At 40.5% G+C, this 20,877-nt stretch carries 17 protein-coding genes and 3 pseudogenes; 2 read left to right on the forward strand and 18 right to left on the reverse strand.

The annotated features are described in order from the left end of the window. Window positions 1–526, reverse strand: a 526-nt coding sequence (locus BW961_RS27445; RefSeq protein WP_139331776.1) for an alpha/beta fold hydrolase, incomplete at its 3' end; no start/stop codon positions are given. A gap of 491 nt (window positions 527–1,017) precedes the next feature. Between BW961_RS27445 and BW961_RS32045 the strand changes: the two are divergent. After that, window positions 1,018–1,188, forward strand: a pseudogene (locus BW961_RS32045) (IS110 family RNA-guided transposase); the annotation flags it as partial. Between the two features lie 167 nt (window positions 1,189–1,355). Here BW961_RS32045 and BW961_RS27455 read toward each other — a convergent pair. The 11 genes and pseudogenes from BW961_RS27455 to BW961_RS27505 form a co-directional block, all read right to left on the reverse strand. Further along, a pseudogene (locus tag BW961_RS27455) lies at window positions 1,356–2,524 on the reverse strand (MFS transporter). A gap of 129 nt (window positions 2,525–2,653) precedes the next feature. Next, a complete protein-coding gene (trxA, locus tag BW961_RS27460) occupies window positions 2,654–2,968 on the reverse strand; it encodes a thioredoxin (RefSeq protein ID WP_068586183.1) in 315 nt (104 codons plus the stop codon). Between the two features lie 296 nt (window positions 2,969–3,264). After that, on the reverse strand, window positions 3,265–4,167 hold the full coding sequence (locus tag BW961_RS27465) for an NAD(P)/FAD-dependent oxidoreductase (protein WP_068586181.1): 903 nt from the start codon (window positions 4,165–4,167) through the stop codon (window positions 3,265–3,267). A 126-nt stretch (window positions 4,168–4,293) separates the two neighbouring features. Then, complete coding sequence (locus BW961_RS27470) at window positions 4,294–4,680, reverse strand: Rrf2 family transcriptional regulator (protein WP_068586178.1); 387 nt, start codon at window positions 4,678–4,680, stop codon at window positions 4,294–4,296. 42 nt (window positions 4,681–4,722) lie between these two features. Beyond that, the gene (locus BW961_RS27475) at window positions 4,723–4,902 is read right to left on the reverse strand and encodes a hypothetical protein (protein ID WP_068586174.1); all 180 of its coding nucleotides are present in this window, start codon (window positions 4,900–4,902) and stop codon (window positions 4,723–4,725) included. A gap of 73 nt (window positions 4,903–4,975) precedes the next feature. Continuing rightward, the gene (locus BW961_RS27480; protein WP_068586171.1) at window positions 4,976–6,199 is read right to left on the reverse strand and encodes an MFS transporter; all 1,224 of its coding nucleotides are present in this window, start codon (window positions 6,197–6,199) and stop codon (window positions 4,976–4,978) included. Between the two features lie 88 nt (window positions 6,200–6,287). Continuing rightward, complete coding sequence (gene trxA / locus BW961_RS27485) at window positions 6,288–6,608, reverse strand: thioredoxin (protein ID WP_068586168.1); 321 nt, start codon at window positions 6,606–6,608, stop codon at window positions 6,288–6,290. Window positions 6,609–6,824: 216 nt separating this feature from the next. Next, window positions 6,825–7,750: pseudogene (locus BW961_RS27490) on the reverse strand (NAD(P)/FAD-dependent oxidoreductase). 88 nt (window positions 7,751–7,838) lie between these two features. After that, entirely contained in the window at window positions 7,839–8,237 is a 399-nt protein-coding gene (locus BW961_RS27495; RefSeq protein WP_068586166.1) for an Rrf2 family transcriptional regulator, read from the reverse strand. A gap of 450 nt (window positions 8,238–8,687) precedes the next feature. Then, on the reverse strand, window positions 8,688–9,269 hold the full coding sequence (locus BW961_RS27500; protein WP_068586162.1) for a TetR/AcrR family transcriptional regulator: 582 nt from the start codon (window positions 9,267–9,269) through the stop codon (window positions 8,688–8,690). A 94-nt stretch (window positions 9,270–9,363) separates the two neighbouring features. Next, window positions 9,364–9,753, reverse strand: a complete 390-nt coding sequence (locus BW961_RS27505) for a hypothetical protein (RefSeq protein ID WP_068586160.1) — start codon at window positions 9,751–9,753, stop codon at window positions 9,364–9,366. Between the two features lie 435 nt (window positions 9,754–10,188). Between BW961_RS27505 and BW961_RS27510 the strand changes: the two genes are divergently transcribed. Then, window positions 10,189–11,964 (forward strand): AAA family ATPase, encoded by a 1,776-nt coding sequence (locus BW961_RS27510; protein WP_068586156.1) that lies wholly within the window; start codon window positions 10,189–10,191, stop codon window positions 11,962–11,964. Between the two features lie 468 nt (window positions 11,965–12,432). Here the strand turns inward: BW961_RS27510 and glmS are convergent, their stop codons facing one another. The 6 genes from glmS to glmM form a co-directional block, all read right to left on the reverse strand. Then, a complete protein-coding gene (gene glmS, locus BW961_RS27515) occupies window positions 12,433–14,265 on the reverse strand; it encodes a glutamine--fructose-6-phosphate transaminase (isomerizing) (protein WP_068586153.1) in 1,833 nt (610 codons plus the stop codon). Between the two features lie 578 nt (window positions 14,266–14,843). Beyond that, a complete protein-coding gene (locus BW961_RS27520) occupies window positions 14,844–16,019 on the reverse strand; it encodes an MFS transporter (RefSeq protein ID WP_068586151.1) in 1,176 nt (391 codons plus the stop codon). An 18-nt stretch (window positions 16,020–16,037) separates the two neighbouring features. After that, a complete protein-coding gene (locus tag BW961_RS27525; protein ID WP_068586148.1) occupies window positions 16,038–17,165 on the reverse strand; it encodes a Gfo/Idh/MocA family protein in 1,128 nt (375 codons plus the stop codon). Then, window positions 17,165–17,986, reverse strand: coding sequence for a sugar phosphate isomerase/epimerase family protein (locus BW961_RS27530; protein ID WP_068586145.1), 822 nt, complete (start codon window positions 17,984–17,986; stop codon window positions 17,165–17,167). Before BW961_RS27530 ends, BW961_RS27525 begins: the two co-directional genes overlap by 1 nt. 218 nt (window positions 17,987–18,204) lie before the next feature. Continuing rightward, window positions 18,205–19,302, reverse strand: coding sequence for a PRK06851 family protein (locus BW961_RS27535; protein ID WP_068586142.1), 1,098 nt, complete (start codon window positions 19,300–19,302; stop codon window positions 18,205–18,207). A 190-nt stretch (window positions 19,303–19,492) separates the two neighbouring features. Further along, the gene (gene glmM / locus BW961_RS27540; protein WP_068586139.1) at window positions 19,493–20,833 is read right to left on the reverse strand and encodes a phosphoglucosamine mutase; all 1,341 of its coding nucleotides are present in this window, start codon (window positions 20,831–20,833) and stop codon (window positions 19,493–19,495) included. Window positions 20,834–20,877 lie beyond the last annotated feature (44 nt).

Consider the following 20,877-nt stretch of genomic DNA (forward strand, 5'->3'; position numbering starts at 1 on the left):
CACCCATTCGCACGCACATATGAACGAACCGACGTTCGGGATCTTTTTGGATGTCATATTCCAATAAAGCAATATTCTTATTAAATTGTTCTTTTCTTTCTGGGCTTGCCGTTTCATGAAAGAAAGTAGAACTTTGATGCTGTCTTTCCGAGCTGTTCGTGGGCGCTGAATTAAGTAAAACAACTTTAGCAACATGATCGGGATATTTCTTGGCGTATTCCAATGCCATAAACGCATGCCCCGAATGCCCCAAGATGATGAAATCTGTCAGGTCTAACGCCTCTCTTGCCTTCTCAATGTCGGATAGTACCTTATCCAAGGTATAATCCTCTGGCTCCAGCGACCGGGACGGTCTCACAAATCCTCTATGATCAAGGAAAAAAAATTGGAATCTGCGCATTAAATTATCCGAGAAAAGACGAGGATAATATACGCTGCTGCCTATCACCAATATTGTTTTTCCGGTTCCTTTTACGCAATAGTTTAATTCAAATCCATCACTGATTACAGTTTTATAATTGTTCATTAAAATCGTCCCCTTATTTTTTGATAGGAAGAGCGACTGCATTAAGTAGAAGCTCTTCTTTTAGATCACGTCCTTTCTTTCGTCTGATTCCCTTACATTTTCCATGGAACGTTCCAACATCATTTCCTATCACCTCAAAAAAAAATTAGGATTTGAGCAATCCTCACCATGATTTTATCATATTTATTAATCTAAGTGGGACAATGTTCTTGTCCCTCGACACTAATAGTTAAAAACATTCCTGCTCTTGTGATGTCTCTACTTTCACATTTTGTTCCTCAAACACACGCTTTGCTACAGAAATAGCGTTGAGTACGCGTGGGAAACCTGTATAGGATAGCTATGTGAGTGCCTTCACTGAAGGACTCTCTCATGAGTTGAACAGTCAAGGTGCACTTATGCAGTTGAGTGACCTTGTGGAAATGACGGCTTTAATCCTGATCATTACTCACCTTACGTCTGGCTGTTCACGAACCCTCACTAGCTTCCTTACTCGCCTCCGTCGCTTCATCTTCATGATGACCATGAGTTTAGTGATGAACAATCCAGAGTTTGTCGTCAAAAATATGAAAAAAATCAGATCCATTATGAAGTTGTGTGCTAAGCTTTCTCGAATCTTGATCGGTATGGCACATAAGGGACAAGCTTATCGTTGCACGTAGATTGGCTTATTCGTGGGATTTCAATGAAAGCACGAAGAACCGAATGTACTAAATCCGTACCGTTAGCAAGACCGGCCTCCACCCCTTGGACAGGCGTAACGAAGGGAGGAATGTGAGGGCAAATGACCCGTTGATTGGTTTAAGGCGAGGGAAACGGCAATTCTAAATCAACTATTTATACCATTTGCGTCTTGTTTTTTATTCAACGCAAACGAATAAGATGCAATTACTAACGCAAGTAATACGATTAATCCACCAATCCAACCCAAATTCTGTATGGATGTATACTCAATCACGACACCACCTAAAGCTGCACCTAATGTCATACCGATATTCATTAACGCAGTATTGAAACTTAAGACAATTTCTGATGATTGTGGTTTTATGGAGATCAAATAAAATTGATTTGCAGGCGTTGTTGTCCATGCAGCAGTCCCCCAAATCATAAATGTAAGGAGAACACCTATCGTCGAAGTTGCTGTTACCGTTAATAGGAATAAAGCTGCCGCGTGAACGATTAAACTAATGTAAATGGTTCGAACAGGCCCCCATTTATCTACTGCATACCCACCAAACCGTGAGCCTATGAAAGCAAACACACCTAATACGAAAAGGGCTGTACTTATCTTTTCAATAGAAAACCCAGCTACATTACTTAAAAGCGGAGCTATATAAGCAAAGACCATTGTGTATGCGAGGAAAAAAAATACGGTAGTTAATAAACCACTAATTAATTGCTTATCTTTAATTAATAGCAATTGGTGCTTCAAAGAGATCGGTTTAGTTCCCTCTAATTTTGGGATGTATTTATTGATTAGTATTAGATTGATAAGTGTCACGGCAGCAATGATAAGATAGATATAACGCCAATCCATAAATGCAGCAATTAAGGTTCCAATCGGTACACCCAGTACTAAAGAGACTGTAAATCCAGTTATTACTGTTGCGATTGCACCACCACGTTTTGTAGGTTCAGCAAGTCTAGCAGCGTAATTGGTTGCGATAACGAAATACAGACCACCACTCATTGCCTGAACAATACGGGAAAGCATGAGCATACTAAAATTAACACTAAAGAAAGACATGATGGTTCCCGCAATAAAAAAGATCATGGAATATAATAATACTTTTTTCTTTCAAACTTTGCAGTTAGCATAACTAGTACAAGTGCCCCAAATGCATAAAATAAGGCATATATGGTGACTAATTGCCCAGCCAATGAAATAGATACGTCAAAATCCCCAGAAATAATTTCTAATATACCTGAAACGATAAATTCTGCTGTTCCTAATACAAAGGCACCTAAAGCTAATAAATAAATGGCAATACGATTCATATCTCTTCTCCTATTTATCTTTTGTCTTCATAACTTAATATGAGAAAAATGTATTTTTATATGGGATAGTACCAGCATAGCTATCACTACTCGCAAACGAATGGGTCATTGATTTGCTGGTACTCCCTATTATATATTGCTAGAAATGAACTGTTTCAATCCTTCTTTAGACAGTACCCCGATCTCTTTATCAATCGCCTTGCCATTTTTAAATAAAATGGTTGTGGGAATGGTCATAATTCCAAACTGGGAACCAGTCTCTGCACATTCATCCACATTCGCTTTGAGGATCCTCACGTCATCTTGCTTTTCCGAGTCATACTCTTCGAGAATGGGTCCAAACATACGACAAGGCCCACACCAAGGTGCCCAAAAATTCACTATTGTAAACCCTTCGCTTTGCAAATCCGTTTTGAATGTGGTATCCGTTGTATGGCAAATCATTCGTATCTTCCTTTCAATTCGATAATTTGATATTTATTTTCTACATGAATAGGTTAATCAGTTTATCACGACATCTAAGACCTTATATTTCCTTAAGCATGCGATCGTACATATATCGATCTCTACCATCACTTTCACCTCCCTCTTCTTGTTCACTTTACTGTAGTCACATAAAAGGGATTTAATAGACACTTTATATCTTTAATAAATATAAAAATATTCTCGTTTTCTTTATACCATTTAAACACCCCATTTCAGTTTGCATTTATTAACAAACGCATGATTGATGGATCCAACTAACAAAATTCCTCTTCTACCAAGTCCGTATTAACAGCAATTGCGGCTTTGCTGCCGGAAGCAGCTGCATAAATAACTTGGGAAGGTCTCACATATGCCGCATCCCCGGCCGCATACAGCCCTGTAACCGAGCTTCTGCCCCCTGTATCGGTTACAATCCCACCATAATCTGTGATATCATATCCCAACTGTTCAACAAAATCAGCTTTTGGGAACCATTTAGGAGTAATGAATCCTCCGCTTCGCTCAATATTAGTATCATCTGTAAAGTGTACCTGTTCCAATAAACCGTTCTGGCCATAAAACGCTGCAATGGGGGTCTCAATGATTCGAATCCCCTTAGATCCAAGTAGATTTTTTTCTTCAACTGTTAAGAGGGCATTACCGTTAGTACACACAATTAAATCCTTACTCCAGTTGTAAAGCAGTTTTGTCATATGAAAAATCCCGGGGTCTTCAGATATAACCGCTAGTGGTTGATCCCTCATTTCCCATGCATCACAATAGGGACAATTGAATAAGCTTTTCCCATAAAACTTGTGAAAACCTTCTATTCCAGGGAAGACTTCCTTCAATCCGGTAGCCAGAATCACTTTTCGAGCTTGCGTATAGGCGCCCGATTGTGTCAAAATTTCAAATCCTTTTTCCTTCTTGCGAATATCTGTTACTTCAACTTGCCAATGTTGGACTGACGGATATCCTAGCACTTCTTCATAAGCTATGCGCCTAAAATCATCTGGTTTGATACCATCTCTGGTTATAAAACCGTGGGATGCATGCGTTATTCCATTCCGAGGCTGATTATTGTCAAACAACGCAACACTTCGCCTTGCTCTGCCAAGCACCAACGCTGCGTTAAGTGCTGCTGGGCCACCACCGACAATTGCACAATCATACATCATAATCATCATCTCCTATTCGAGGATATTAAAGACTATTTATATCTATAATAAAGTTAAAAAAAACTTATTATACGGAGTGAACCGTACTCTTCCAATCTAGATAAGTAGTTCAAGTTAAAATTGAGGTTACTTTTGGATCATGTCCACCAATTTCGTATTTTTGAGATGAGACTCCATTTTCGCTTCCGCTTCCTGCATTAGAGCTTGAATCAAACATTCGTCGCCGTGGACAAAATCACATTCAAATATAGAGGCGGTTCCCTCAATGGCGTGAATGATATCTAAAAACGTAATGTCGTCTTTTTTTCGTGATAACCGATAGCCTCCGTAGGCTCCGGAAACTGATTCAATCATCCCTGATTTCACGAGCCTTGTTAAAATTTTGGAAAGATAGGTTGGTGAAACACCTTGAGATTCGGCTAAATGTTGAACGCCTACCGGCTTAATCGGAGAAGCTTCAACAAGCATGAGCATGGTGTGCAGAGCATAATTCGTCGCTTTTGTAAATTTCATGGTCTCACCTCAATCAAAGACTTATTGTATCTATAATACCTTTTAAGTCGCAGATGTGTCAAGTTGAGCCTCTTCTGTACCACAGGCAAGCTCTAGAACTTCTCCTGGGTTCGCTTTAGCAAGTTCAAGATAAAAATTATATTTTTTAATCTCACCACCAAATTCTAGATCATAATTTACAGGGTCTCGATATTCTTCAAGATTATTGTGCTCGCTTAGCATAGTATCACCCACCATTAACAAATATCCGGATTCTGCTCACGATAGCTTCTATAACGGATTCTTCAAAGTGTATTCAAAATGGTGCTATAGATTCCTCCTGATCTATAACAAGATTATCAACCACTGGTGATACACGTTTAACAAAAAATGTAGCCAGGAATCCCAGCAGTAAGCAGCATGCCAAAATTGAGAAAGTGAGGATATAATTATCCGTTCGGAGCAGCTGAATGGCTAGGATTGGTCCAATGGTAGCACCTAAATTCACTACAACCGTATAAATAGAAATCGCCGCACCTCTTGAGGCTCCCCCTAGTTCACCGACTAGTGAAACCAATGAAGGTATGGCGATTGCAATGCCGGATACAAATACGACGCTCATGACAATAATAAACACCATATTTGCACCAAATCCTAAGAGGATCAATCCGAAAGCAGATAGGATTATTGCGCTTCTGAGTATTGGTATCACGCTATATCGCTTAATCAGACCACCCGAAAAAAGAGACATTAGCATCCCTAAGATCCCTACTGAACGCACATATAAAATCTGTTGATTCGTGAACCCGAAAAGAGAACTGCTTAAAAATTCCCCCAATGCAGTGTACATGCCCACAAAAGAAAGCAGCATGACTAATGCGATTACATAAGCAAACCATAGTGACCTTTGTGCAAGTGTCTTTCTCATTTGATTAAATGCATTCGCAACACTAGTACCGTTCGCTGGGAGGTTTGGTATAAAGAATGACATTAGTAGTGTTAATAAAAAATAAATAGCTGCCAAAATGATGAACACATACTGCCAACCTAGATTAGAAGTGACGAAGCTACTGTACACTTGCCCAATAATTCCAGCCATCAGAAAACTTGCACTCATGCAACTAACTGCAAATACCCTTTTATTTTGCGGGAACAATTCCATCACATAGGGAAGCACTACGGGAGAGAAAGTAGCTGCAGTCAAGCCTTGTATTCCTCTGAAAAGAATAACTGAGTACAAACTGCTTTGAAACCCTAGAAGGATAGTAACAATCGTTAACGCAGCTAATCCCCAAAGCATGATTATTTTTCGGCCAAAACGATCTGATAATGGTCCAAACAGTAAGCATCCAACAGCAAAACAAAGCGTAAACATGCTGCTTATCCATACGGTTTCCCCTTCTGAAACCGAAAATTCCTGTGAAAGCACGGGGATTAAAGGGATTGTAACATAGAAGCTTGACATAATTACCAATCCCGCAAAAAACAATATCAATATAATGAAAGAATAAGGTTGTGTTGTTTTTTTAAACTTCTTCATTTATTTTATCTCCTCTTAAAATTTAACTACTCAACTTAACGAAAGCCGTCGATAGGGCTGGCGGCTTTCGTTGGGAGCTTTACATTGTTTAATTATTTTTATCTGATATGAACTGTTTTAATTTATCAATATGAACAGATCCAACAATTTTATCGATCGGCTCACCATTTTTAAAAAGAATCGTAGTTGGAAGGCTCATAATTCCATAATGAGCGACAGTATTTGGTTGTTCGTCTGCATTGATTTTTAGCACCCTCACTACTTTTCTATACTCCTGATCGAACCTCTCGAGTATAGGTGCAAAAGAGCGGCAAGGTCCGCACCAAGGCGCCCAAAAATTAACTAATGTAAAACCTTCATTTTTCAAATCAGCTTTAAAGGTTGTATCCGTAGAGTGACAAATAGTCATGTGTATCTTCCTCCATTTCATAATTTTTCACACGTTTAAACAACAGCTTACTGTTCTGAATCCGAATTCGGAGAGCCGTATTATTTTCAAACTACCAATGATGAATCGACTGGATATCATCACCTCCTTTAACAACACGTCTGAAATCGAAAGTCTTTGGAACGTACATCCCAATTCAATTTTTTCGGAGATATCAAAGATATCTTATATCTATAATTATCCCGCAGGAGAACTCCCACGAACTGTAAAATCTTCCTCCGTCAAATCCATATTTACGCTCATAGCGGTTCGGCTGCCGTCCGCTGCAGCAAAAACCTCTTGGGAAGGAGCCAAGTACGAAGCATCTCCGGCGATATATAAACCAGGTATTGCGGAACTCCCCTTTCCTTCCGTTTTAATCCCGCCCGACGCCGTCATTTCACAGCCTAATCGTTCTGCGAACGGAACGCTTTACACAAATTTAGGAGTCACGAAGCCGCCATCCTCGGAATTTGAGCTCCGTCTGCAAAGCGAACATGTTCAAGCAGACCATTTTGGCCAATGAAAGCTGAAATAGGTTGCTCCATTACCACAATATCCTTTGATTGAAGCTGCTTTTTGTGCCCATCTGACAGAGACGCCTTGCCGTTCGTACAAACAACCAAATTCTTGCTCCAATTGAGAAGTAGTTTGGCCGTATGAAATAGGTTTGGATATTCGGAAACAACAACAAGCGGTTGATCTTGAAGCTCCCAACCGTCGCAATAAGGACAATTGAACAAGCTTTTCCCATAAAGCGAATAAAAACCTTCAATATCTGGATATATCTCCTTTACGCCTGTTGCCAAAATTAGTTTTCGCGCTTTAAGGTGAAGGCCAGCAGAATCAACTAACTCAAATCTGAATTGGGTAGTGTCAACGGAAATAACTTCGTTTTGAAGATGATCGACTAACGGATAACTTTTAACCTCCTCAAGAGCAATTCTGCGGAACTCGGTTGGCGTTACGCCGTCTCTCGTAATAAAGCCGTGAGACGCATGTGTAACGCCATTTCTGGGTCGATTGTTGTCAACGATAGCCACACTTCTCCTTGCCCTTCCAAGGATGAGGGCTGCATTAAACCCGGCCGGTCCTCCACCAATAATGGCGCATTCGTAAATCATGACGCTCAACTCCTTAATATTGACTTTAAAGACTTATTATGTCTATGATAGGACGAAAAATTTTTAATGTGTTGCAAATGGATCAACCTTAAACCTGCGTTTGTTTTTGGACCATATCTGTCAACTTCGTGTTTTTAAGATGGCTTTCCATTTTCTCTTCCGCTTCCTTCATTACAGCTTGAATCAAGCATTCTTCGCCGTGGACAAAATCACATTCAAACAAGGAGGCAGTACCCTCAATAGCCTGGATAATATCCAAAAATGTAATATCATCTTTTTTTCGAGATAAGCGATATCCCCCATTGACTCCGGAAACAGATTCGATCATCCCTGCTTTTACGAGCCTCGTTAAAATTTTAGAAAGATAGGTTGGTGAAACACCTTGTATTTCTGCTAACTGCTGAACACCTATCGGCTTTACCGGAGAATCGTCAATGAGCGCGAGCATGGTGTGCAAAGCATAATTTGTTGCTTTTGTAAATTTCACGGTATCACCTCATTCAAAGACTTATTGTGTCTATAATATCCTTGAAGTCGATAATGTGTCAAGTTATGCGAATACAGACGTATCTCACAGCATTTGTTGTGAATGTGAAACGAATGGTAAAGCTAGTCGAGCAAAAGCAGTCCGCCCTCGGATGAGGAGCGAGCTGCTTTTTTGTATTCTCGATTACATTTCCAAATTGAATCTCTCTTTTACTCAAAAGCAAGGCTTTTGCAGGGCTCTCAGAGAGGGCACTTTTTTTAAAAGTGTCCATCTCTCGGGTCATAGTTCAGTTTTCCGGCTACAGGCTTTACTAGTTTGGTGTTTGAAAATTAATAATGTCCCGGTTGCAGTATAACGAGCTTTCGAGCTTCTTGGTGCATTTTCTTTCAATTGTTCTAGAGTTAAAGCTGCGCAAGCAGTCTTCGGCATATTTAAATAAATCAACAAAGCTTATGACTGAGACAAAATTCCTTTTACAAACAATGAGACACTGTGCTTGTAGAACTCTTCCTCGGTGACGAGTTGGGACTGATATTGCCGGTGAATCAGCTCGCTCATCTGAAATCCGTAGCACATCGAGAGAAAAGACATGGCGGCAAGACGCTCATCCTGTCTGGCTATAACTTTTTTCTTCTGCAAGCGTTCAAAATATTCAACCAGCAAGGAGTGCAGCTTCACCGGCGGATCGGCCAGCACTCTGTCCAATTCGGGAAGCATTCCTTTGTCGCGGATGCCAATCAAAATGATGTCCGCATTTTTATGGAAAAACAAACGGTACTGCTGGCTTACATTCAGCAGATCGACTTCCGGATTATCGGTCGCGTCCTCTTTTAACAGCTTCTCAAATTGCGGGATATCCGAATGTCTTTCAATGATGGCTTCCAATATGCCTTGCTTGCTTCCAAATTGCCGGAAAATCGTAGATTCATTGACTTTAGCTTCCGTTGCAATGGCTTTGGTGCTTCCCCCCCGATAGCCCTTCTTTTTGATGAGCCGTGTCGCGGCTTCAATGATTCTTTCTGAAGTTTGCATTGTATTTCTCCTTTTGCATATGTTAAACCTATTCTACTACAAGTTTTGCATATGCACAGCAGGGTCGGGGTTCATCATTTTCATAAACGTTTATTTAAGGCAAATCGCTTCTTTTTTCCGTCTTAAAGTCATATGTTATATATTTCCCGATGCCTTGCCCCCCCTTAAGGAAGGCTTTTATATTATTTTTATCATTCACATCTAAATATCTTATTTCTGTGTTAAAAAGCTCAATGTATGAGTAAAGAAATTTCAAAGCACGAAGTGCTAATTCTCTTTTGCTAAATGCCTCACTACCTAATTCTTCATTAAGATATTTATATACCTCAAAATAGACCTTTCCATTTGTGCCTATAACCATCATATATGTAAAATCGTTATGTTCTTTGGTGATACCAGCTACCATAACTTCATATGTTTGATTCTCTCTAATTCTCTTATACTTAATTCCAAAGTACCCCTTAGATTCTATTATCGTATCCATAAATCTCCTCCAAACATCTCCCCCAAACATATACTCTTATTGTAAATCTTGTATGGACACTTTGCAATTGAGCATAATTTTTACAATCACAAAAAAACACCTCAAATAATTAGAAGTGTTCTGATAAATTTAGTCTATTAATCTATTATTTTGGACAGGTTAATAAGGTAGTATAACTCTAGAAGAGGAAAACTCTTATCCAAAAACAAATATGGAATATAAGTAAGTAATCCTGATATCTTGATGCTGGAAGCACCAGCGGATTTCACCTCCAGTTTGTAAGAACAAATTTTATGAAGTGGTAAAATCGGTTTGAGAAATATATCTACATTACGTAACTACAGAACCTGATATTATATTAGTTAAGAGTATAGAAAAATAAGTATCAATTTCTTTTTTGACTATTACATAATTATAGGAACGGATGTGATACAAGTGGATCGTATTAATACGAATGCAGGAGCGCTGCCTTCGAACGCTGGTGATGACTTTCACCTCCTCTGGGCAGCACAAAAGTTGTTAGATATGCTTAGACCAAATTCTAATCTTGCTTCAATAACCGTAGAGGGACCGGCTTGGCAAGACTCTATTGTTGCCGATCTAGATGAGAGCAAACTATTTTCTATCGATTTAGCTGAGTATTATGGAGGTGAGACTCTACAAAGCGCAAATCACGTTATCTTCTCACAATTAAAATATAGTACCTATATGGGTAACACCTCATGGACTACATCGACTTTATGCCACTCAGATAACAAAAAAAAGAATAATTCTATTATCCGTCGACTCGCCGATACATATGAAGAATACATCGAAAAGTATGCTTTTTCGAAAGATAAAATAACTTTAAAACTGGTCAGCAATCGACCAATTTCCGCAAGTTTTAAAAAAGGAATCGATGAAGCTAAAGAATTATTAATTGTCAAAGAATTAAAAAATACAAATAGCCTACTAAACAATCTCTCTGAAGCATCCAAAGTAGAAATTAAAAAAATTTATGAAGAATCAAAACTCAAATCATTAGTATTTATGGGTTTTATTAAAGCTATTGATTTTGAGGATTGCGGAGCAGACATAAGAAGTATTCAGAAAGCTAAGATCATTCAGCAATTAGGTAATTGGGGCATCGATAGCCCGCACAATAAATATAACGAAATAATAATGACCATACGCGAACGAATGATGCCTGGGCGAAATGCACTGGTACCTATGACAAAAGATTTTGTATGCTCTCTTTTTGGTGGAAATTACGCACGATTTTTCCCTGCTCCTACAAGCATCCCTGAAAAGAAATATGTTGAAAGAGAATGCACTCACGAGCTAATAAAAACTATAATGCAGCAAGATAAAAAATCAATATTTGTTCATGCTACTGCTGGTATCGGTAAAACTACTCTTGTCAATAATCTTCAAAATCATCTTCCTGACGGTTCTGCTGTAGTATTTTATGATTGCTATGGTGGGGGAACTTACTTGCAGCCTGCTGATTCAAGATATGAATATGACACAGCGATTCTTCAAATTTGCAATAGTTTAGCCATTGAATGTAAAACAGATTTCTTGCTAGAACGTAGATTAAAGGAATCTGAATTTTGGCATGAATTTTCTATACGAATGACACAAGCCGCTAAATATGTAAAATCATATGCAGAGGATGCCATTATTTTGTTAATCATTGATGCTGCAGATAATAGTGTATTCGCAGCCAAAAAAAATAATAAGTTCTCCTTTGTTCACAAGTTGTTACAGCAGTCACTACCAGAAGGGATGAAAATACTACTAACTTACCGAACCGAACATTCACATTATTTTAACTTTCCTTATAATTCAGCGTTCTTTGAAGTTCCGACATTTAACTTAGAAGAGAGTACAGAACATGTTAAATCCTATTCACTCGAATTAGCCGAAGAGGTCTATTCAGAATTTCATCGCTTAAGTAAGGGTATTCCACGGGTTCAATCCTATGTATTAGCGGCAAAGCAAGAAACACCACATCAATTAGTCGACATGCTACTTCCCAATGGTAAAACTACTGAGGACTTACTTAGGGACATTCTTGAAGAACTTCGTCTGAGGTATGGGGAAGAAAATGATGTGATCTCTTTCAACTTTGGCGTTCTGATCAATATGCCGCGGCCAATACCACTACAAGCCTTGACTGCGCCACCCACCTTACCAATTCCCGCTCCACCTTACTCCCACAAGGCATAGCAGCCTCACCACACCCTCTAAATAAATCCGATTTTTTAATAAGTTTGACTGAAAACGAGAGGGAATCATCGGGAAAAGAATCGGCCAAAATCATGAATCGAACCGTAAAAGTTTGACGGAAGGCAGGAGGAAGAGCAGGAGTGGCAAGGATTTTCGGGGATATTGATTGGGGGAAAATCGAGAATGAAAAGAAAAAGCCGAGTGAAATCAGGAGTTTGAATACCTGAAATCAGATCGGCTTGTCGTAAAAATTTATAAGCTTTGTGCAGAGTTTTGTTGTGGGCATTAAAGTTTATTGGATGTTAACATCAGTACACAACTTTAATACCAAATAGAACACAACATTACTAATCAGTACACAACTTTAATACCATTAGAACACAACATTCTTATTAGTACGCAACTTTAATACCTACTAGGACACATCTTTAATACAAAACTCCAAATGAATTCTATCCCCACACCCTCCTACTCCACAGTAACACTCTTCGCTAAATTCCGTGGTTTATCCACGTCATTACCACGTGCTAATGATGCATAGTACGCAAGCAACTGTAATGGCACTACGGATAGAGCTGGCGTTAATAGTGGCAGTGTCTTCGGAATAGCAAAGACTTGATCTACGGACTTCAGCAGGGTTGTTACATGTTCTTCATACGTAATAGCCATGATATCCGCTCCACGCGCATTTACTTCTTTAATATTACTCACTGTTTTTTCAAAAACAGCTTCTTGGGTTACCAAGGCAATCACAGGAATGCCTTCTTCAATCAAGGCTAACGTTCCATGTTTCAGTTCACCAGCAGGATAGGCCTCTGAGTGAATATAAGAGATTTCTTTAAGTTTCAAAGAACCCTCTTGAGCTACTGCAAAATCGACTCCACGGCCTATAAAGAATAAATGCTCATGTTTAGAAATTTGCTCAGCATAGGCTTTGATCGCTTCCGCCTGCTCTAACATCCCCTCCAACTGTTCTGGAAGTTCCTGCATAGCTTGGATGATCTCACTAACTGCTTCAGGTGTCTGTGTACCACGAATTTCAGCCAAATATAATCCAAATAGAAAGAATGCAATTAATTGAGAAGTATAGGCTTTCGTGGAAGCAACCGCAATTTCCGGTCCAGCAAGCGTCGCGATAACATCATCTGCATCACGAGCAATGGAGCTACCTACGACATTAGTAATGGCTATGACATGTGCTCCATTGGCTTTTGCTTCCCGTAGTGCTGCAAGCGTATCTGCTGTTTCACCTGATTGGCTAACGACAATTACTAGCGTTTCTGGCGTAACGATTGGTGAACGATAGCGATATTCAGAAGCGACATCCGTCTCCACAGGAATACGCACCAATTGTTCAATGACATTACGTCCAACAAGACCTGCATGATAAGCTGTTCCGCAGGCAACAATCTGTATGTTACGTATATTTAGAATTTGTTCATGAGTGAGCTTTAATTCTGGAAGAATAACTCGCTCTCCTTTAGCATCTATCCGTCCACGCATCGTGTCACGGTATGCTTTAGGTTGCTCATGAATTTCCTTCAACATGAAGTGTTCAAAGCCGCCTTTTTCTGCTGTCACAGCATCCCAATCGACACGAATCATTTCCCGAGAAATAAAATTCCCTTCAATAGTCATTAATTCGACGGAATCTTGAGTCAATACTGCCATTTCACCATCATTAAGAATATACACATTACGCGTATATTGAAGAATAGCAGGGATATCTGAACCAATAAAGTTCTCCCCTTCTCCAATCCCAATAATCAGTGGGCTAGCTTGACGAACAGCAACTAACTTCTCAGGTTCATTCTCAGCCAATACCCCAAGTGCAAATGCACCGCGCATATGAGTGATTGCTTTCTGTACTGCTATAACAATATCCCCCTCGTATTCACGAGAAATAAGATGGGCGATAATTTCGGTATCTGTCTCAGATGTGAAAGTATGACCTTGACTAATCAATTCCTCTTTCAAATCCAAATAATTCTCGACTATTCCATTATGAACAACAGAGAATTTCTGACTTCCATCCGTATGTGGATGGGAGTTAGCATCGGAAGGTTTACCATGCGTTGCCCAACGCGTATGCCCAATTCCCGAAGTTCCGATTAATGGACCGTGTTCAAGTTTGGTTTCTAAATTTACGATCCGCCCCTGTGCTTTGACAACTTCAAGACCTTTATGAGTATACACAGCGATTCCTGCTGAATCATACCCCCGATATTCTAACTTCTTTAATCCCTCGATTAATACAGACTGTGTATCCTTATTTCCAATATACCCGACAATACCACACATATATAAATCCTCCCGTTCATTTTTCAATTTAGTTGAAAAAGTGTACGAGATTCCTGTGCGGCAATACGAGAATGCACTAAATTATTGTATTAAATTATACAAGGATCATTCACAAATGTGCATTCCCGTTCATGCCGCTGCATAAATTCTCGCACACTTATGATATTTAATAATTAGCACCCATCACTACGTTGTAAGAGCAGTCGCCCGCTTATTTTCCGTATATGATTCACGGCTCTGGTGCATCACCGGGAGGTCCCCGCCGAACATTTCGAACACCCCCACCTCGTCAACTTGATCTGCCGTTGTAATCAGGTCCCGAAACGGATCGTAATCATCCATCTCCCCGTCCCATCTTACATCCCTCGCTAGTCAAGTTCTGGCGCTATTAATATACAACCATGCTACCCTCGCTTTCTATCTTTGAATGACATTTGTTTATTATATGCATGTTGAGATCATTTTGCAATATGACCCTATCCCCCTATCATATTAAGAGTCTCCTAATAGGTATAAAAAAATCCCCGCGAAGGGGATTCATTAAGAAAATCTACCGAAAATTCTTGGTCAATTTTTATTTAATCACCCATCGTTATTCTTACTTTTGATACACGCAAGTACATATATAACAGTGCGAAGCTGATAGCCCCTACTGCAGCCATTCCCCCGCCCAACATGTACATGGACTGCGGACCTGAATGATCGAACATCCACCCGCCGATGAATCCCGCTGCGATCCCCGATAAGCCCCCCCACGTAAGCGCGTAGACGGCTTGCCCCGAAGCTCGGAATTCCATAGGTACAATCATCGCCGTTAGCTGTGTACCAATATAGTAAAAGGCACCGAACGTCAAACAATGGATCGTTTGAATACAAATGATTTGCATTGCAGTATCTACACTAGACATAAGCAGCCAACGAAGCGAGTACAGAATGCTTACAACCGTAAGGCATAACACCATCGTTCGAACATCTTTTTTCAAATAACGATCGAGCAATAGAAATACCGGAATTTCAAATATCGACGCGAAAAATGCCGCCCAACCAATCATTCTCGAATTGCCGCCCAGATCAGCTATGTACAACCCCACGAACGTCGAATTCATTGCATTCGGAATAGATATCACTAGACCAATGATCAGAAACAACAGAAATGTCCGATTGCTGAACATCGTACGATAGTTGACTCTGCCAGACCCTGTACTCGAGGAAGTACCGCGAGGAAGCGTGAAGGTAAGCCCGATGGCAATCAGCATCATGATGTCATATACGACCCATAACTTATCAATACCGATCTGACCAATAACAGGACCCGCTCCCACTGCAAGCACTGCCCAACCAAGTGACCCCCACAGTCGAAAGGCACCGAATTTATGACTCGTCCCTTCGATACTATTCAGGATCAAGCTGTTGGACTGTGAGAATAAGGGCATCTGAAAGAAAAAGAACATAATCATAAACGTATAGATGAGGGTATACGAATCCGCAAGAAATACAAGCTGCATCACCAATAAATTACCGGTTAACATGATAATAAGAATCCGTCTAATATTGCCAAGCCGATCACTTAAATAGCCCCACAGTGGATTCGCAATAATAGATACGATAGGTCCGCCAGCCATCAGTGCTCCGATTTCAAGTGTAGACGTACCTATCGATTGAAGATAGATGGCAAAATAGGTGCTATATATCGCAATAGCTCCATATGAGAAGAAATTAAACGCTTTAATATATGAGAACATCCTACTGTCCATCTGATTAGCCTCCAGTACTTACAATGGAACCGCAGTCGTATGCGAAAGTGCAATCACCTCTGCTGCTGTCACTTCACGTCCCAACTTGTCAGACAAATACATCCCTTCGCTGATGAGCATCGTGTTAAGCGCGATTTGCGAGGTTGGAAGAAGTGGTACTCTTCCTTGCAATGCAGCAATCCAATGATCCTGAGAAGAGTCATATGCGTCCTCGTTCTCCCTAATCCGGTGCCAGCGCGTATCCATCATTTCAAGATCAATCGTACTATCCATATCCATATCACATACGGTGTTGTGAAAACTGAATGACTGTGCCTGCGCACCTTCCTGACCATTTGGCATACGAATGCCGCCCTTTGATCCTGCAATACTGCTTCCTTCGAACCCGCCAAGATGGACAGCCCATGACTCGATAATATCTAGTGTCAGACCATCATTGAACCGAATAAGTCCTGATGCCAGTTCCTCTACGTCAAATCTGCTCTGCTCTCTTCTATCTTCCAACATATCTAATTCCTGATATAGCTTACCTGATATACGTTCCACATTAGGGTTACCTAATAGATAGAGCAACTGCGCAATATGATAGACGCCCATATCGAGCAAAGCGCCTCCTCCAGCCGTTTCCTTACGTGTAAAATAAGGCGTACCATACCCATCTACAAATGGACGGCCTCTTCTCCGAAATCCGGTCGATCTAGCATGGTAAAGCTTGCCGAGCATTCCGCCATCGATAAGCGTCTTAGCTGCCTTCGTTTCCTTCGTGAATAGGGTGCCTAATTGAATATGTAGCAGCTTCCCTGTCTCCTTCGCAGCAGCAACCATTTCTTGCCCGTCAAAGTATGTACCTGCAATTGGCTTCTCACAATAGACGTTTTTGCCTGCATGTAGCGCCGCAACGGTTACTGGTGCATGAAAGTTATTATGCAGACAGACATCTACAGCGACTATATCTTCTCTTTCTAACAAGCTTCTATAGTCGGTATACACATGAGGAATGTTAAATTTCTCAGCAACGCGCTTAGCCTCTACCTCATTCACATCACAGACCGCTATAATTTCTGCTCCAGGGATGCTCTGATACTGCTCAATATGCATCTTCCCGATTTGTCCTACCCCAATAATACCGATTTTAACTGTTTCCATTAGTCTTCGTTCCTCCGCTCATTAGTTGCATCTAGTAGTAGTTTTTTCACCATGCCGATTAATCTTTCTGTTTCGATATATTGATTACTTTGTGCATTATGCTCAATTCCCCAATAGCCATTGTATCCAGCCTCGTTGTAAAGGCGAATCGTATCGATTGCATGTTCTGATACCGCCGTCTCCGCGTCAAAATGAGTATGATAGGCCCACGGTGCAACCAATCTATCTCCCTCTTCTTCATCCGCTCTCCAGCGGTTAAGATGAACAAGGAATCCGAATGCTGGATGATCTACCGCTTCCGCAAGACGTTTCATCTCACGAGGCAACAGTGAGGCTCCCATATGATTCTCGGGGCCTATACGAAACCCATGATCTGAAGCGTATGTTGAGAATTCACGATATCGATTCACAGTATATTCAAATTGTTCATCGCTCATCGTTTCCCATTCCTTGTAGGAGCCACCCGTATCTATACGTACAGTTTCCGCACCCAATATAACGGATGCCTTCAAATGAACGAGTGCATTTTCATATAAATGCTTCCGCATATCTGGATCAGGGTCCCATAGATGCGCACCATCAATGGCGAAATTAACGACCCTCATTTCCTTTTCATCCAATGCTTCTCTAATTTTATAGATATAACTCTCTTCAACTAACTCTACAACTGGCTTGCTTGAACGATCAATAAAGAAGCCGTTCCACAGGTCAACGACGTCCATTCTATAACGATATTTAACCGCTTCCAAATATCCGAACACGTCCATTTTTCCATCCAAATACGTATTGTTAAACGAATAGCCTCCAATTGAAATGTTCACGATGAAATCACCTCTCCCAATAATCAATGTGTCTATTATCCATTTTCATTATATACTGAATTCCAATCATTAGGTTAAATTTTAATGATTATTACGGAGCCTCTATTCATCAAATCTGTTCAACTAAGATCACAGCAGAGTAACATACAAAAGAACACCTTTTTCAGGTGTCCTCTTGTTCAATATGATACAGGAATCCAAAGCAAGAAATTAATACATTAACCTATAACCCCAATGTTGCTAATCTCCTGTTGTATCCCGTCTTTGAGCCGATCTACAAGTGAGAAATCCATAGACTGGATATAGATTTTCTCCAATTCATCTTGAAGTGATTTCATTTCTGCTAGGTACTGATTAGATTGTTTCATTTGTGCAGTGTATCGTTCCTTGATAAGGGTAATCGCATCCGCATGCTCTTCATCTGTTCCAGCTTTGATACAACGCGTGTACATATCCACTATCTCATCCGTTGCGCGCTCAGGGAAGTACTCATGGGGTGCAGTGCTATCAAATATAGCGAATTCCAAATCACGTACGATGATCATATCGAGGCTGTTTGGATCGAATCCACAATGGTAGATCTCAACGTCGAAACCTCGTTCAATGGCTGCTGTAGCTAATTTTTTGAGCATGGTAGATTTGCCAGAACCAGGTCTTCCTTTGATCAAATACCTTTTCAAGCCTGCTGTCAAATTTGGGACGCAGTCTACTGCCCCTCTTGGCGTAGCGGCACCCAAAAATCGATGATCAACACGACTCTCTTTATCAAGTTTTCGTTCACCATAGAGCGTATCAATGTACTCTTTCGTCAGTTCATCCGCTGCCTGAAAATCCATGTTGGCGATATATAACGTTTCCCATTCGTCATGAATACGAAGTGCTTCTGCATATCCCGCATACGCATGTTGATAAGCTTGAGAGATTTGCTCATTCAAATTGTCGATCTCGATCTGTTGAATGCTCAGCTGATTCGCATCACATCCCTCGCCCAAGTCGATGTATTTCAAGTCAGCTTCAGGCAAACGTATCGACTCGATCACATATGGCGCTGTGCCAACGATCATTCCAACTTTGAGACGAGGCACGATCATTCCATCCAATGATCCATTGTCCGAAGCAGAGTGAATGAACCAAATGTCGTGACCCGTCGACGCCATATGGTCTCCGATTGTGCGAATTAATTCTGACTTCCCTGTACCCGGTGCCCCTTGTAAAATAAACAAACGATCCAAACCTTGTAAAGACGAATCCATCAGACTTGTAAAGCCATGTGCAGTATTACCACCTGCGTAGAAATTTCTAATTATTCCAGTCATCCTTGCCACACCCTTCTCGGCTAATATCTTGGGGCCTATACCCCATCGTATTATCCACCTGCCCAGAAGGTGCCAACAAAAAAACACCCACTTCCTCAAATTACTGAAGAAGGGGCGTAACTTCGTTTGGTACTAACCATATATATACTTAAATGAACTACTTATATGATACATCTCATCGGTTTAAGAATTAGACTAATTCCCGCTTCACGACTGCGACAATTTCAGACACATAGCGATCAAGACTCTCTTTTTCAGGACCTTCAGCCATGACGCGGATCAACGACTCCGTACCAGAAGCTCGTACTAGTACCCGACCGTTGTCTGCCAACTGTTCCTCTACGGAGGTAATAATTTCTTGAATCGCTGTATTGCCTTCGAAATTTGTCTTGTCCTCTACACGAACATTCACCAATACCTGTGGGTATTTACGCATCATGGTTTTAACTTCACTAAGCTTTTTACCCGATTGTTGTAATGTATCCACCAGTTGAATACCGGATAGAAGACCATCACCTGTCGTATTATAATCTAAGAAAATAACATGACCAGACTGTTCTCCGCCTAAATTATAGCCACCCTTACGCATTTCTTCCATTACGTAACGATCGCCTACAGCTGTCATGGATGTTTTTAACTGTAGCTTCTCTGTAGCTTTGTAGAAACCAATATTACTCATGACTGTCGAAACAATGGTATTATCTTTTAATTTTCCTTTTCGATTCATAGATTCTCCGCAAATGCACAGAATAAAGTCACCGTCTACTTCTTCTCCAGTATCATCAATCGCAATAAGTCGATCAGCATCACCATCAAACGCTAAGCCAAGATCTGCCTTATGCTTCAAGACTTCCTCTTTCAACTTCTCTGGATGTGTTGAACCACAGTGATCATTGATATTCAGACCATTCGGCTCTGTTCCTATCGTAATAACTTCCGCACCTAAATCACGGAATAGCAATGGAGCAAGCTCATACGCCGCACCATTTGCGTTATCCAACACAATTTTAAGTCCTTTAAAGGAATGCGTAATGGTTGTCTTTAGGAACTCTACATACTTGTATTTAGAGTCATTATCTATAATGACGTTACCTAAATCTGCTCCAACTGGACGTGGTAAACGATCTACCTCTGCATCCATTAATCTTTCGATTTCTAGCTCTGTTTCATCCGAAAGTTTAAATCCATCTCCGCCAAAGAACTTAATTCCATTATCCGCAACCGGATTATGTGAAGCAGAGATCATAACTCCTGCGTCTGCCTTTAATAATCTTGTAATATAAGCTACCGCTGGCGTAGTCACTACACCTATACGAATAACATGAGCTCCTATAGATAATAATCCAGCAACTAATGCAGATTCCAACATATGTCCCGATACTCGCGTATCCATTCCAATCACTACGGTTGGTTTATCTACATTTCCAGTAAGAACATATCCACCACAACGCCCGATACTATATGCCATTTCAGCTGTTAGTTCAATATTTGCAACGCCGCGCACGCCATCTGTTCCGAAATATTTACCCATAATTTTCTCCTTTTTGTCAACTCTTCTAATCCAAGTTGTCTCCT

Source organism: Paenibacillus macquariensis (genome assembly GCF_900156375.1).
Classification (GTDB): Bacteria; Bacillota; Bacilli; order Paenibacillales; family Paenibacillaceae; genus Paenibacillus_AQ; species Paenibacillus_AQ macquariensis.

What these genes read in the sequence shown, in the direction of transcription:
- trxA (WP_068586183.1), bottom strand. Translation starts at nt 2,968, where the DNA reads ATGATTTGCCATACAACGGATACCACATTCAAAACGGATTTGCAAAGC.
- BW961_RS27465 (WP_068586181.1), bottom strand. Translation starts at nt 4,167, where the DNA reads ATGATGTATGATTGTGCAATTGTCGGTGGTGGCCCAGCAGCACTTAAC.
- BW961_RS27470 (WP_068586178.1), bottom strand. Translation starts at nt 4,680, where the DNA reads ATGAAATTTACAAAAGCGACGAATTATGCTCTGCACACCATGCTCATG.
- BW961_RS27475 (WP_068586174.1), bottom strand. Translation starts at nt 4,902, where the DNA reads ATGCTAAGCGAGCACAATAATCTTGAAGAATATCGAGACCCTGTAAAT.
- BW961_RS27480 (WP_068586171.1), bottom strand. Translation starts at nt 6,199, where the DNA reads ATGAAGAAGTTTAAAAAAACAACACAACCTTATTCTTTCATTATATTG.
- trxA (WP_068586168.1), bottom strand. Translation starts at nt 6,608, where the DNA reads ATGACTATTTGTCACTCTACGGATACAACCTTTAAAGCTGATTTGAAA.
- BW961_RS27500 (WP_068586162.1), bottom strand. Translation starts at nt 9,269, where the DNA reads ATGCAAACTTCAGAAAGAATCATTGAAGCCGCGACACGGCTCATCAAA.
- BW961_RS27505 (WP_068586160.1), bottom strand. Translation starts at nt 9,753, where the DNA reads ATGGATACGATAATAGAATCTAAGGGGTACTTTGGAATTAAGTATAAG.
- glmS (WP_068586153.1), bottom strand. Translation starts at nt 14,265, where the DNA reads ATGTGTGGTATTGTCGGGTATATTGGAAATAAGGATACACAGTCTGTA.
- BW961_RS27520 (WP_068586151.1), bottom strand. Translation starts at nt 16,019, where the DNA reads ATGGACAGTAGGATGTTCTCATATATTAAAGCGTTTAATTTCTTCTCA.
- BW961_RS27525 (WP_068586148.1), bottom strand. Translation starts at nt 17,165, where the DNA reads ATGGAAACAGTTAAAATCGGTATTATTGGGGTAGGACAAATCGGGAAG.
- BW961_RS27535 (WP_068586142.1), bottom strand. Translation starts at nt 19,302, where the DNA reads ATGACTGGAATAATTAGAAATTTCTACGCAGGTGGTAATACTGCACAT.
- glmM (WP_068586139.1), bottom strand. Translation starts at nt 20,833, where the DNA reads ATGGGTAAATATTTCGGAACAGATGGCGTGCGCGGCGTTGCAAATATT.